Origin of the sequence: Dickeya oryzae, from assembly GCF_009372235.1 — a bacterium.
GTDB lineage: Bacteria > Pseudomonadota > Gammaproteobacteria > Enterobacterales > Enterobacteriaceae > Dickeya > Dickeya oryzae.
In genome coordinates, this window is sequence record NZ_SULL01000015.1 from 162,065 (window position 1) to 175,533 (window position 13,469).

11 protein-coding genes and 4 tRNA genes are annotated in these 13,469 nt (G+C 56.6%); all 15 read right to left on the bottom strand.

What is annotated here, in order from left to right:
• Positions 1–23: 23 nt before the first annotated feature.
• Positions 24–100: transfer RNA gene (locus FAZ14_RS16785), tRNA-Pro, on the bottom strand.
• A gap of 37 nt (positions 101–137) precedes the next feature.
• A tRNA-Leu gene (locus FAZ14_RS16790) sits at positions 138–223 on the bottom strand.
• Between the two features lie 19 nt (positions 224–242).
• Positions 243–318 (bottom strand) — tRNA-His (locus tag FAZ14_RS16795).
• 82 nt (positions 319–400) lie between these two features.
• Positions 401–477, bottom strand: a tRNA-Arg gene (locus FAZ14_RS16800).
• A gap of 147 nt (positions 478–624) precedes the next feature.
• Complete coding sequence (gene thrP / locus FAZ14_RS16805; RefSeq protein WP_153508905.1) at positions 625–2,019, bottom strand: bifunctional threonine/serine APC transporter ThrP; 1,395 nt, start codon at positions 2,017–2,019, stop codon at positions 625–627.
• Between the two features lie 288 nt (positions 2,020–2,307).
• Positions 2,308–3,042 carry a lipopolysaccharide N-acetylmannosaminouronosyltransferase gene (gene wecG, locus FAZ14_RS16810; RefSeq protein ID WP_153508906.1) on the bottom strand — a complete coding sequence of 245 codons (735 nt, stop codon included), beginning with the start codon at positions 3,040–3,042 and terminating at the stop codon, positions 2,308–2,310.
• Positions 3,035–4,378 carry an ECA oligosaccharide polymerase gene (gene wzyE / locus FAZ14_RS16815; RefSeq protein WP_153508907.1) on the bottom strand — a complete coding sequence of 448 codons (1,344 nt, stop codon included), beginning with the start codon at positions 4,376–4,378 and terminating at the stop codon, positions 3,035–3,037. Before wzyE ends, wecG begins: the two co-directional genes overlap by 8 nt.
• Positions 4,371–5,456 (bottom strand): TDP-N-acetylfucosamine:lipid II N-acetylfucosaminyltransferase, encoded by a 1,086-nt coding sequence (locus FAZ14_RS16820; protein WP_153508908.1) that lies wholly within the window; start codon positions 5,454–5,456, stop codon positions 4,371–4,373. Before FAZ14_RS16820 ends, wzyE begins: the two co-directional genes overlap by 8 nt.
• Complete coding sequence (wzxE, locus tag FAZ14_RS16825) at positions 5,453–6,703, bottom strand: lipid III flippase WzxE (protein WP_153508909.1); 1,251 nt, start codon at positions 6,701–6,703, stop codon at positions 5,453–5,455. Before wzxE ends, FAZ14_RS16820 begins: the two co-directional genes overlap by 4 nt.
• The gene (gene rffA, locus FAZ14_RS16830; RefSeq protein WP_016942866.1) at positions 6,703–7,833 is read right to left on the bottom strand and encodes a dTDP-4-amino-4,6-dideoxygalactose transaminase; all 1,131 of its coding nucleotides are present in this window, start codon (positions 7,831–7,833) and stop codon (positions 6,703–6,705) included. The genes wzxE and rffA overlap by 1 nt, the downstream gene beginning before the upstream one ends.
• A gap of 34 nt (positions 7,834–7,867) precedes the next feature.
• A complete protein-coding gene (gene rffC, locus FAZ14_RS16835; RefSeq protein WP_016942865.1) occupies positions 7,868–8,572 on the bottom strand; it encodes a dTDP-4-amino-4,6-dideoxy-D-galactose acyltransferase in 705 nt (234 codons plus the stop codon).
• Positions 8,573–8,623: 51 nt separating this feature from the next.
• Positions 8,624–9,886 (bottom strand): UDP-N-acetyl-D-mannosamine dehydrogenase, encoded by a 1,263-nt coding sequence (wecC, locus tag FAZ14_RS16840; protein WP_153508910.1) that lies wholly within the window; start codon positions 9,884–9,886, stop codon positions 8,624–8,626.
• Positions 9,883–11,013, bottom strand: coding sequence for a non-hydrolyzing UDP-N-acetylglucosamine 2-epimerase (wecB, locus tag FAZ14_RS16845; protein WP_153508911.1), 1,131 nt, complete (start codon positions 11,011–11,013; stop codon positions 9,883–9,885). The genes wecC and wecB overlap by 4 nt, the downstream gene beginning before the upstream one ends.
• Positions 11,014–11,105: 92 nt before the next feature.
• The gene (gene wzzE, locus FAZ14_RS16850; protein ID WP_153508912.1) at positions 11,106–12,143 is read right to left on the bottom strand and encodes an ECA polysaccharide chain length modulation protein; all 1,038 of its coding nucleotides are present in this window, start codon (positions 12,141–12,143) and stop codon (positions 11,106–11,108) included.
• A gap of 230 nt (positions 12,144–12,373) precedes the next feature.
• Positions 12,374–13,447, bottom strand: coding sequence for a UDP-N-acetylglucosamine--undecaprenyl-phosphate N-acetylglucosaminephosphotransferase (gene wecA / locus FAZ14_RS16855; RefSeq protein WP_016942861.1), 1,074 nt, complete (start codon positions 13,445–13,447; stop codon positions 12,374–12,376).
• Positions 13,448–13,469 lie beyond the last annotated feature (22 nt).

A 13,469-nucleotide genomic window follows, 5' to 3' on the forward strand; every position in this document is an offset into this window, starting at 1 on the left:
GACTACCGTTTCTTCAGAATAAGTGGTCGGCGAGAGAGGATTCGAACCTCCGACCCACTGGTCCCAAACCAGTTGCGCTACCAAGCTGCGCTACTCGCCGATCATGGTCTAACACGGTACTGCTATTTTCGTTCGTGTGGTGCGAAGAGAGGGACTTGAACCCTCACGTCCTGAGGACACTAACACCTGAAGCTAGCGCGTCTACCAATTCCGCCACCTTCGCGCGTCACAAACTTAAAATTTGGGGTGGCTAATGGGACTCGAACCCACGACAACTGGAATCACAATCCAGGGCTCTACCAACTGAGCTATAGCCACCATATACCACTGCTTTACTACGTATTCCGGTACTCGATTTACGGGGTAATAAGTACCTCCGCAGCTCCCGCGCCCAATCTAATGGCGCGCCCGACAGGATTCGAACCTGAGACCTCTGCCTCCGGAGGGCAGCGCTCTATCCAGCTGAGCTACGGGCGCGTAGCGCCGTTGCGGGTGGGGATAGTACGGATTTAATAGGGGGCTGTCCAGTGCTTTTTTCACAGAAATGATGCGTTTGCTTATGCTTTGCTCATTTACGGTCAAAACCCGGTTCAATCCACCGTCACCACCCGTTGTTCGCTGCGATTACTCCGCTTCTGCCTGCATTTGCGGCTGTTTTTTACCCAGTCCCAACACAACGTAAAGCACACTGACCGCCGCCAGGAAAATACCACCGACCACCAGCGACATCCGCGTGTCTTCGTTAATGTACATCCCAACCAGCACACAGAGAAGGAATGCCATCGTCAGGTAATTCACCCACGGGAACAAAATAGACTTAAACGGATGACCAGCGATCGCCGCCTGATGCTGCTGACGGAAACGCAACTGGCTAATCAGCACCACAAACCAAGGGATCATACCCGGCAGTACGCTGGCGCTATAGACATACACGAACACTTTTTCCGGGTTAGGGATAATGTAATTCAGCGCAGACCCCGCTATCAGACACAGAATCGACACCAGCACCCCAACAGCAGGCACACCACCTGCGGTTACCCGCCCTAACGCCGCCGGTAACTGACGGTTGTTAGACAGCGAATACAGCATACGCCCACAGCTATACATACCGCTGTTGCAACCAGACAACGCTGCGGTCAGCACCACAAAGTTGATAATACCCGCGGCAGCGGTAATGCCGATCTTGGCGAAGGTCAGCACAAACGGGCTACCGGATGTGCCGATTTCATTCCACGGGAAAATCGTGACGATCACGAAAATGGCACCGACATAGAAAATCAGGATACGCCACAGGATGTTATTGATAGCCCGTTTCAGCGTCACCTGCGGATTACGCGCTTCGCCAGCGGTAATCCCGACCAGCTCAACCCCCTGATAGGACGCCACCACCAGACAGAGTGCAAACAACACGCCTTTCCAGCCGCCAGCCAGGAAGCCGCCGTGTTCGGTCAGATTAGTCAATCCGATAGACTGACCGTGGTTGCCAATCCCAAAGAAAATAATCCCGACACCCACCACTATCATCACCACAATGGTGGTTATCTTGATCATCGAGAACCAGAACTCGAGCTCACCATACAGCCGCACCGCCGCCAGATTCGCGGCTGCCACCAGCGCCACCGCGCCGATCGCCGGTATCCACTGCGGTAACGTCGGGAACCAGTACTGCACGTAGACGCCCACAGCGGTAATTTCGGAAATCCCCACCGCCATCCACATAAACCAGTATCCCCAGGCCGTAAGATAGCCAAAGAACGGATGCAGGTAATTATGCGCATAAACCGCAAACGAACCGGTTACCGGTTCCAGAAACAACATCTCGCCCATCGAGCGCATGATGAAAAATACAAACACGCCCGCCACGATATAGGCCAGCAGCACGGACGGCCCAGCCCATTTCAGGGCGCTTGCCGCCCCCATGAACAATCCCACACCGATGGTGCCACCCAGCGCGATAAGCTCGATATGCCGCGCTTCCAGCCCACGGTGGAGCTTGCCCTGTTTTTCTGTATTTGCCATATAACCTCTGTCTTCAATAGATCCTTTTTACGCCGGTATCAAAAGCGTTATTGTTTTATACCCGCCATGCTTTAAAGGGGATACCGACACGCTCCCGGCAAGGCACGACAGTCTCCCGACCGGAAAAACGGCCGAGAAGATACCGCAATGCAAACCGGATTCCTACCTTTCCTGTACCCAGACATGATGAAATAAACAGCGCGGCCAGACCTTGATCGCAACGATAAAGCTGGGAAAAAGTGGGATGACTCACAGAAAACGCCAGACTAATACCGCGATAAGCCGCGTCTACAGTCTACCGCTGATATGCCAGGCCAGATAGCGCAACAGCTTGAGCTGACGGCGAAAGCGGCTGGGTTGCGTCAATAAACGATACAACCACTCCACCCCATGGCGTTGCCACACCAGCGGGGCTCGTTTGACCAGACCGGTAAACACATCATAAGTGCCGCCGACGCCCATATAGAGGGGCGCGGGGTATAACTGGCGGCAATCGCGTATCAGTAATTCCTGGCGGGGAGAACCCAGTGCTACCGTCACCAGTTGGGCACCACTATCACGCACACGTTCCAGTACTGCCTGTCGCTGCTGCGGCGCAAAATAGCCATCCTGCGTACCCACGATGTTAACTTGCCACTGCTCTCGCAACTTGCGCTCGGTTGCAGCCAACACCGACGGCTTTCCTCCCAGCAAAAATACCGGTGTTCCCAACTCACCGGCACGCTGCATCAGTGCCTCCCAGAGATCGGCACCGGCGATACGTTCCACCTGCGCCTGCGGATACTTGCGGCGAATAGAACGCACCACGCTGATACCATCAGCATAGTTACAATGCCCTTCCTGCAACATCAGCTCACGCAAAGTCGCCTCGCGATCCGCCGCCAGTACCTTCTCGGCATTAATGGCAATCAGCGTGCCTGCTTGCGGTGAATCACCCGCAAACAGAATCGAGACACACTGCGCCTTATCCCGAAACCCATGCACCGGGATGCCGCGAATAACATAGTGCGGCACATCATTCATTCCACGACTCCTTCAAACAGGGGCGACTCACCACCACACCGGCACGCAGCAGCAGCCAATACAGCAACCTGGCAACAAACAGGCAGGCGACAAAAATCAGGCAGAAAAATACCAACCGCGAGACAAAGGCATCAACCCCCTCACGCACCAGCACAATCAGATTAAACACCGCGCCAAAACAAAATGCCTGCGATACGGCGGACAGATAGCGATTTTCGGCCTGTCTGCCGTAATGGTAGAGACGGTCCAATCCCTTGATGAGCAGACCGATGGCGACGGCACCTGGCGGGATCAGCAGTGGCCCTCCCATGATCAACAAGGAGCCGAGCAGCGTCGGTGATATCGCCAGACCGGCGTGGTAATTCAGCACTTCCCAGGTGAAATAGTTGGCACTGTTCAACACCAGAGCCGGTCGCTCCGGCCACAACCAGGTAGGAATAAAAACATAAAAATCCCGCACGATGGGGGCCAGCCCCTGCAAGGTAATCTCGTCGAGGTGCTGCCACAATGTGGCCAGATTTTCCCAGGGTGAGAAGGTGTCACGCGTCAGATACAAAAAGGTGTAAAACGCCTCGTCACCGTGCACATCCAGCCCGTAGCGTTTCAGTGCCAGCCAAAACATCGCCACTATCCCGCTACCGCCTGCGGCTATCAGCACCCACACCGTAATCCAGCCACGTTGCAGGCCGATAAACAAAAACAGAGCGAAGGCAATAATGATATTGGCGCGGGTCCCACCCACCAGCAGGTAGGTCAGCCCACCAAATGTCACCGTCGCCAACAGAAAAATCAGCCAGGCGCGTCGGGTCTGGTGCAGGAAATACCACATCAGCATGGCGGGAATAAAAAAATAGAAGAAGCGTTTCAGGGCGACGCCGATAACATCGCGCGAGAAAATCTGGCTATACGAACTGAGTTTGAACAGCAGCAGGCCATTGTTGGCAAAGAACACAGCAGCGGTTGATAACGCGACCAGCGCCAGCAGCCCACTGGTCAACCCCACCTCCAGACGTGTCATGGTTAACGGCGAAGGACGAGATACCGGCGAAGCAGGCCACAGCCGGGTTTTATAACTGACATAATAAATGGCATAAAACGCTGTCGCAGACAGTTGCGCCTGCAATAAATTCAGCGGTGACGCCGTTTCCACACCGAAGCGAAACGCCAGCACGGCCGTCAACGGAAAGCCAAAATAGAACGTCAGTAAGTACAGCAGTGAAAACAACACATTGAAGTTAAATCGCCAGCGGCGGAACTCTCGCCCACAGAGCCAAAGCACCATACCACCGCCTCCCAGCCAGACCAGCCACAGCCCGAAAAACGCCCACTCAGTCATGGCTGTCCCCCGCGGCTAACGCCAGCGCCTGTCGCCACCCCTGTTCATAACCAGGGCTGAAAAATGCAATCTGGCGGGTATCCACCCGTTTTAGCTGTTCGCGCGCCTCGCGCACGCGGGCCTCGCTCAGCGGTTCATCATCCAGCAATACCGGCAGGTGCTGCTCCGCTAAATCCTGCCGAAATGGATTATGACGGCTGATAACAAACGGCACCCCCAGTTGGATGAGCAAACACAGGGTGCCAATCCCCTGCTGACGATGAAACAGAAAGTAGCCCAGACTGCAGGTTTTCAGTAGCGCCAGATACTCATCAAACGCCAGTGATTCACGCAGCACCCGGCAACGGTCTGCACCGAACAGCCCCACCCCATGCTGTTCGACCTGCTCAATCCAGCGATGATTTCCGGCCGGATACCCCATCGGTACGATCACTCGCACCTGCGAGCCAAACTGGCGATGAATAGCATCAAGCGCCGCCAGATGACGGTTACTGCGGTCACCAGAATTACCGACCAGAATGGTCAGCGGCGTACCGGGCTCGTTCTCATGCGCCAGCGCAACCTGTTGACCCATCCGGGTGGGGAAATAGAGCAGTGACGTCGCCGCAGCCGGATCACGCTGTCGAAAATAGTCGATATCACCGCGTGTGGCGAACACCCGGGCGACCCGCCGTTGCGCCAGCCGCCGCAGGCGGTAAAACCAGCGATAATGCCAGCCCTGGGCCTCTTCATACATATCCGCCCCCCAGATATGCCAGTAGGCTTGCGCCGGGCGGATAGCGCCGAACAGCAACGCCAGCCACACCCACGGGTTAAACTGGCCGTGAAAAAAGAAACGGACGGAGCTCTCTGCCCGCGCCTGCGCAACCACCGCTCGCGCCAGCGCTTTCTGGCTGGAAAACCGGGTGATATGCAACATGGGGTAATCAGACTCAGAGAGTGCCTTCGTCGACACCACCATAAACCGGTGGGACTGGTGCAATGGCAACGACGGTGCGAGCGTATCATTAAAGAAACGCAGCACCGTGTGGTTATGGTGGGGAATATCCGCCCCCAGGACATGAATAAGTGTGGTCATGCACGCCTGCAATACAGCATGAAAACGCCGCAACACAACAAAAAATAGAGCGCATAGGTTGCCAGATACGCCTGTGCGGCACCCAACGCGCCATGCAATGGAATCAGCCAGCGGGCAAACCCGGTCAACAACAAAAACTGACTAAGTTCAGCCAGCACATAAAACCGCAGCGACGCTCTGGCCACCACCAGATACCCAAAGACGTAAGCACCCACTTTCAAAACATCGCCCGCCAGTTGCCATGCAAACAGGCTACGCATGGTCGAAAATGCCCCCGAGAACAGGATGTGAATCGCCACATCACGCATCAACCAGATAACCACCGCCACGAATACCGCGACTGGCAGTACAAATCGCAAGGTACTAAAAATCTCATGCCGGACGGCGTGTTTATCCTGCAAACGCGCCAGCGTCGGCAACAGATAAACGCTAAAGGATGCGGTAATAAACTGCAGCCAGGCATCGGAAATGGTCGTCATCCCCTGCCATAGCCCGACCTCCTGCCAGGTGTAATGAGCGGCCAGCAGGTTTCGCATCATCACATAGCCTACCGGCATCGTCACCGCAGTTATCAACGTCATTAAGCTAAACCGGGTTAACTGACCGGCCAGCGGCCACGACCAGCATGGAGTAAGTGCTCGCAAACATAATGGCGTGCGCCGAAGTAACAACAGCAATGTGGGTAAACAGGCTAATGCCGGTACCAACGCCAGTCCGACCAACGCCCCGGTATAGGCCCCCAGCCAGAAACTTATGCCGTAGGCGACCACACCCAGCAGGCTACCCGCTATCACCGCCAGCGCGTTGCCTGGCGCATCCTGATACCCTTTCAGTATTGCCAGCAGCAGGCTGGCCAGCGCGATCCCCAGTTGCAGACAAGCCAGTGCACGAATGACCGGCTGGTAGGTGTCATCACCAAACAACAGGCGCGATAGCGGCGTAGACAGCAACCATAGCGACAACGCCAGCAACAATGAGAACCCCATCGACAGCGATACCGCCGTTCCCAGCAGCGGGCTGGCGCGGTCATGCTCAGGCGGCGCGGCAGCTACCGCACGGGTCACGCCGTTGACAATCCCCGCGCCCGCCATCACCCCCAGCACGGTAATCAACTGCCGGTAGTTACCGGCAAGTCCGACGCCTTCCGGGCCAAATGCCACCGCCAGCAGTTTGATAATCACCAACCCGGTGCCGATTTTGACCAGCGTGGAAGCCGCCGTCCACAACGATGCTCGTGCCAGTGACATCAGGAAAAGAAACTCAGCGCGGCATGGATGACAGTGTGCTGATCCGCATCAGACAAGTTGTAGAACAGCGGCAAACGCACCAGCCGTTCGCTTTCTCGCGTCGTATATCGATCGTCACCGACAAAGCGGCCAAACTGACGCCCTGCCGGGCTGGAGTGCAACGGAATGTAATGGAAGACCGCCAGTATGTCCGCGGCTTTCATATGGCTGATGAACGCCGAACGCTCCGCTTCATCCCGCAGGCGCAGAAAAAACAGATGGCCGTTGTGGCGGCACGCTGGCGGGATCACCGGCAATGTCACACGGCCTGATGCCGCCAGCGGCGCGAACGCATGGGCATAGCGCTGCCATAACAACACACGACGCTCATGGATGCGCTGTGCTGCCTCCAACTGCCCCCACAGGTACGCCGCCTGAATCTCCGCCATCAGATAGCTGGAGCCGATATCGCGCCAGGTGTACTTATCCGCCTGACCACGAAAGAATTGGCTGCGGTTGGTGCCTTTCTCACGGATGATCTCGGCACGTGCCGACAGTTCAGGATCATTAATCAGCGTCGCCCCACCTTCACCACCGGCGGTGTAATTCTTGGTTTCATGGAAACTAAAGCAACCGATATGGCCGATAGCGCCCAGTGGCCGGTCCTGATAGTGCGACATCATGCCCTGCGCGGCATCCTCCACCACAAACAATCCATACCGCTGCGCCAGCGCCATGATAGCGTTCATAGCGCAACCGACCCCCGCGTAATGCACCACAACGATAGCGCGTGTCTTCGTGGTGATCGCCGCTTCAAGGCCGTTTTCATCCAGATTGAGGGTATCCGCTCGGATATCGACAAACACAATGGTCGCACCACGCAACACAAACGCATTGGCGGTGGAAACGAAGGTATAGCTCGGCATGATGACTTCATCGCCGGGCTGAATATTCAGCAATAACGCCGCCATTTCCAGCGACGCGGTACAAGAAGGCGTCAACAGAACCTTGTCACTGCCGGAGTAGTCCTCCAGCCACTGCTGACAACGGTGGGTAAACGCGCCGTCGCCACTGAGCTTGCCGCTGCGCATCGCCGCCTGCATATACTCCAGTTCCGATCCCACCACTGGGGGGGCGTTAAAAGGAATCATCTCGTCACCCACGGGGTCTTCATCCGTCGAACCTTCATCGATAAAACCAGTAGGCGGTGCTCTCCACCCGTGCGCCACTGCGCAGATAGAGCCGTAATGCCGCCAGGTTGCTGGTCTGGGTCGCCACCGTCAACCGACGAATCCCGCGCTGCTGGCACCAGACCCGCGCGACCTGCATCAATCGCTGGCCAATCCCTTGCCCGGTCATGCCAGGCCAGGCGGATAACACGCCAATGCGCGCCGCAGTGGGTGATGTCTGGCGTAACGTCACAAAACCTTGTAACGGCCCGCCCTGCGCCCCCAGTACCAGACAAGCATCATCAAAGGTACCGTAGACCGCCTTTTCCACCCAACGGGCGTAAAAACGCCCGCAGTCATCCGGTCGATACCACGGCGAGCGAAAACGGCTCAGCACAAAACTTTTTGCCGCCGCCGCCCGCAACGACGGGATATCGCCGACGTCGGCATCGCGCACGCCCACGGCAAACACCGCGCGGGCGGCGGGGACGACCGGCATACTGAAATCGACCTCACCTTCTGCCAGCCGAAATCCCAGTTCTGACAGGGCATCGGCCGTCGGCAAATCACCTGCCGCCAGTTTCGCCTGGCATAGCTCATAGCGATCGAGATCAGCGGGCACTAACGGCGGTGCGATGTCGGTGAAACTTAAGCGCCCACAGATACGTTGGAAAAACTCACTTTCCCAAACCAACGGTTCAATTTCGGCACAAACAGGCATAGGCCACTCCGGTTAACGCAGACAGAATCAACAGAGGCCACCAAAGGCGTCTTACCGCCAGACGCCTTTGGTGTCCACCACCCAACGTTGCGCTACCTGCTCAGGGGCAATTGCCCTGAACTGCCGGTGATCAACCAGTAACACCAGCATATCCGCTTCCTTTAGCGCGCGATCGCTATCCACCAGCGCCGCTTTTCCCTGTAAACCCGGCGGTAACTGCCGGATATAAGGCTCAACCACCCAGGTTGGACCGACATGCCATTGTGCAATCTGCTCAGCAATCGCCAGTGCAGGGCTCTCGCGAAGGTCCTCCACATCCGGCTTAAACGCCAGCCCCAGACAGGCGATACACAGATCTCGGGCCGATTTCCCGCCCTGAACCAGCGCATCCGCCACCCTGATTTTGACCTGATCCACCACCCAACGCGGTTTGTCGTCATTCACTTCACGCGCGGTACGAATCAGGCGGGCCTGTTGTGGGTGCTGCGCCACGATAAACCAAGGGTCAACCGCGATACAGTGGCCGCCAACGCCCGGCCCTGGCTGCAAAATAGTGACCCGTGGGTGACGGTTGGCCAGTCGGATCAGCTCCCAGACATTGATCTGCTGCTCAGCACAAATCCGCGATAACTCATTGGCAAAGGCAATATTCACATCACGAAAGCTGTTTTCCGTCAGTTTGCACATCTCTGCGGTACGGGAGTCCGTCATCACACATTCTCCCTCAAGGAAAAGGCGATACAGATCGCTGGCTCGTGCCGAGCAACGCGGTGTCATCCCACCAATCACCCGCTCGTGACTGAGCAACTCCTCCATAATGCGGCCGGGCAATACCCGCTCAGGGCAATAAGCAATACGGATGTCCGACGCAACACCAGCCTGTTGAGGAAAACTCAGGTCCGGGCGTGCCTGCGCCAGCCACTCGGCCATGTGCTCCGTGGTGCCGACCGGCGAGGTGGACTCCAGAATCACCACATCCCCCGGCTTCAATACCGGTGCCAACGATAACGCCGCGGCTTGCACCAGCGACACATCGGGTTGATGGTCAGCCTTTAGCGGTGTCGGCACCGCGATGATAAACGCCTGCGCTGGCACCGGACGACTGCCAACCTGTAGATAGCCTTGCGCTACCGCCTGTTGCAGCGTCTGCGCCAGCCCCGGCTCCGCAATATGAGTATGGCCTTGCCTGACCGTCTCCACCACGTGCGGGTTCACATCCACGCCAAAAACAGACTGTTGTCGCGCCGCCAACACGGCGGCAGTCGGCAGGCCGATGTATCCCAGCCCCAGCACACAGATACGGTTAAAACTCATGCAGTCACCCGGTGTTGTTTCAAAACAGAAAGAATGCGCTGACTGGCTAACCCATCGCCGTAAGGGTTATGGGCATAGCTCATCGCCTGATACGCCGACGCATCCGTCAGCAGTCGGGAAACTTCACGGACAATCGTCGCGGTATCGGTGCCCACCAGCCGTACCGTACCCGCCGCCAACGCTTCCGGTCTCTCCGTGGTTTCACGCATCACCAGTACCGGTTTTCCGAGCGAAGGGGCTTCTTCCTGGATCCCGCCTGAATCGGTCAGGATCAGCCAGGCACGGTGCATCAAATAAACGAAAGGCAAATAGTCCTGCGGCGTTATCAGATGCACATTATCGATATCGCCCAGAATACGCTGGACCGGCTCCCGCACATGCGGGTTACGGTGCACCGGATATACAATCTGAATATCCGAATGATGGTGGGCAAGCGTCGCCAGCGCATGACAAATCCGCTCCATCCCCTCACCAAAGCTCTCGCGCCGATGGCTGGTGACCAGCACTATTTTTCGCTCCGGCGTGAGAAAAGCGTACTTCTCCTGCAACTGAGCACACAATGCCGCATCATGGAGGATGCGATCCCGTACCCAGAATAACGCGTCAATCACAGAATTCCCTGTCACCCAGATGCGTGAAGACGGCACGTGTTCACGTCGCAGGTTCTGCCGTGCGTTAGCCGTCGGCGCAAAGTGGTAGGTCGCCAGGCTACCCGTCAGCAGGCGATTCGCTTCTTCAGGCCATGGAGCAGACAATGTGCCGGTACGCAGCCCAGCCTCGACATGAGCGACCGGGATACGGTGATAAAACCCTGCCAGGCTGGCCATCAGCGTTGTAGTGGTATCACCGTGCACCAGCATCAGGTCGGGCTGGAGTTGGGTCAGTACCGGCCCTAATCCGGCAAGAATACGAGAGGAAATCTCCACCAGCCCCTGACCCGGCTGCATAATATTGAGATCATAGTCAGGCGTAATCTCAAACAGACGCAGTACCTGATCCAGCATGTCACGATGCTGCGCCGTCACGCAGACGTGGGATTCAAAGCAGGCATCCTGAGCCATCGCTCGTATTATCGGTGCCATCTTTATCGCTTCAGGGCGAGTGCCAAAGACCGTCAAAACTTTCACTGATGACTCTCTTTATTCCGGCCCGGGTTACGGTTTGCCACCACGGTAAAACAGGGGTGACTGGCCCACCGCGCTATCAACACGCAGAACATTTAATCACGCCGACGCCGCGCCAGCGCCAGTCCGGCCCCCATCACCAGCCCGATGCTGCCCCACATCAGTAGCAGAAGATTACGGCGTGGACTGTCGCGATGCACAGGCTCTTGCGGCGTATGCAGATAGCGGTAAGTATGAAACCTGTCTGCCAGCGCCGGACCGCTTTCCAGCATCGCCAGTACCGCCTGACGCGGTGCGTAATCCGTATCGAATACCGGGCCATTGTCCTTCAGCATCTCCAAACGTGCCTGTAACCAGGCCGAGCCTTGTAGAAATAACGCCGAATCGGGGGGCGCGGAGGGCACATCATGCTTCGGCTGTGTGATTCCCTGCTGGCGGGCGATAGCCAGTGCCTGCGTCACGCGCCGTAGATCCTGGTCATACGCTACACGGGCAACCGCATCCTCGCGTTGCAGCCAGCTACGCTCAAACCGAATACGTGCTTCCCAGTTTCCCGCCAGGTTTTGATTCAGATGATTGACGGCACGCTGGTTGGCAAACTGTATATATTGTCGCAACAGGTTACTGGCGTCTTGCGGGTTGTCAGCCGCCAGCTTAAGGGTGTCGTTGGTTTTTTTAGCCTCATCGTGCGGTATAAACTGGATATCGTTGATAAGCGTATCCAGCAGGACGGCATCTGCCTTGCTGTCGTCTTTTCGACGCTCACGGTAATACGGCGACTGTAGCCAAAACTCGCGCCGGGTGTCGTAGGCGGCGGCCTGCAGAGTAAACTCGGTATAGGCATCTGTCACGATAGTACTGCTATCCGGCACGACTGTTGACGATGCATCCAGCGAACGCAGCCACTGCTGCTGTTCAAAAAACGTCGATAGCATCGCAACCGCCGGTTTATCCGTTACTGCCATCGCGCGCCACACCGGTTGAGCCAGCCAGGAATACACCAGCGCCAGCAGTGCCAATAACGCTGCTGAGCCAACAATCCAGCCCTTACCCTGCCATAACACCCGGCAGAGCTGGCGAATATCCAGTTCATTATCCAACGACACCGCCTGGGGTGAGCTTTCCGGTTTCATTGTGTTTCCCGATTCGGTTTATAAAAATTGGGGTTATACCCAAAATAATTCGAGTTGCAGGACAACACGCTCGCGTGTTGAACAACGCAACGCGTTGGCCCGTAAGGGCAAGGCTCATTGAGCCTTGTAACGCGGCGACGCAGCGAATCCCCAGGAGCTTACATCAGTAAGTGACTGGGGTGAGCGAGGAAAGCCAACGCACCTGCAACTTGAAGTATGACGGGTATATATCAACAATAGCGATGATTGCGCCAGTAACGCTGAATACGCCGGACAACGCGCGCCACTCGCCACGCCCGCTTAATGCAGTAGCCATAACCACCAAATACCAGCAAAAACAACACAAACATCATGTACTCGGGAATTGCCAACCACTCACCGGCAATCCCCATGCCCGCCAGTAACGCGGCGGCTAGTGTAATCAACAGACACGCCTGACGGGAAGTCAATCCGGCACGCATCAGCAGATGATGGATATGCTGGCGATCCGGCGAAAACAGATTTGAGCCTTTGCGCAACCGGCGATAGACAATCGCCACCATATCCATCAGTGGAATGGCAATAACCCACAATGCCGTTACCGGCCGGATAGCGCTCTCCGGCCCCTGAGAGCCTTGCAGCAGTAGCCAGATGGCGGTAAACCCCATAAGGGTACTACCCGCATCGCCCATGAAAACCTTATAACGTCGACCGAAGCATTCAAGGTTCAACAGACTATACGGCAAGATGGCAGCAATCATGGCAAAACTCCAAAACGCCAGCGCGTTGCTGCCGTGGAGATAGAATAAAACGCCCAAGCCGACAAACAGCACGCCAGACAACCCGCCCAGCAAACCATCGATGCCATCCACCATGTTAAAAGCATTGATAGCCGTCCACACCACCAATAGCGTCATGGGATACCGCATCACCCCCAGTCCGATATCCCACCCCGGCCCCAGAATATACCCCAGACGCAGCAACATCAGCCCGGCCAACGCCATCATTATTATGGCGACAACCGCCTGTGCCGTAGCCCGGATAGCAATGCTGATGTCAAAGCGATCGTCCAGTGCGCCAACCAGCACCAGCACCCCCGCACACAGCAGGTAAATCAGGAAATGGGGAATCAACTCGGGAATGAAGAACGGCAACAGGCAGACACCGGCGTAGACAGAAATTCCGCCAACCAGTGGCACCGCGCCACGATGGCGCTTACGGTGGTTTGGTCTGTCGACCAGACCGGTTTTTCTCGCTACATGACGCGCCAGCAGCAGGGAGAAGAAAGAGCACAGGAATACGGCGACTAATTGAGCACTCATCATGATTCATTCACGCTTATCTGTG

What these genes read in the sequence shown, in the direction of transcription:
- wecC (WP_153508910.1), bottom strand. Translation starts at nt 9,886, where the DNA reads ATGAGTTTTAACCGTATCTGTGTGCTGGGGCTGGGATACATCGGCCTG.
- rffA (WP_016942866.1), bottom strand. Translation starts at nt 7,833, where the DNA reads ATGATTCCTTTTAACGCCCCCCCAGTGGTGGGATCGGAACTGGAGTAT.
- wzzE (WP_153508912.1), bottom strand. Translation starts at nt 12,143, where the DNA reads ATGAAACCGGAAAGCTCACCCCAGGCGGTGTCGTTGGATAATGAACTG.
- FAZ14_RS16820 (WP_153508908.1), bottom strand. Translation starts at nt 5,456, where the DNA reads ATGACCACACTTATTCATGTCCTGGGGGCGGATATTCCCCACCATAAC.
- rffC (WP_016942865.1), bottom strand. Translation starts at nt 8,572, where the DNA reads ATGCCTGTTTGTGCCGAAATTGAACCGTTGGTTTGGGAAAGTGAGTTT.
- wecA (WP_016942861.1), bottom strand. Translation starts at nt 13,447, where the DNA reads ATGATGAGTGCTCAATTAGTCGCCGTATTCCTGTGCTCTTTCTTCTCC.
- wzxE (WP_153508909.1), bottom strand. Translation starts at nt 6,703, where the DNA reads ATGTCACTGGCACGAGCATCGTTGTGGACGGCGGCTTCCACGCTGGTC.
- thrP (WP_153508905.1), bottom strand. Translation starts at nt 2,019, where the DNA reads ATGGCAAATACAGAAAAACAGGGCAAGCTCCACCGTGGGCTGGAAGCG.
- wzyE (WP_153508907.1), bottom strand. Translation starts at nt 4,378, where the DNA reads ATGACTGAGTGGGCGTTTTTCGGGCTGTGGCTGGTCTGGCTGGGAGGC.
- wecG (WP_153508906.1), bottom strand. Translation starts at nt 3,042, where the DNA reads ATGAATGATGTGCCGCACTATGTTATTCGCGGCATCCCGGTGCATGGG.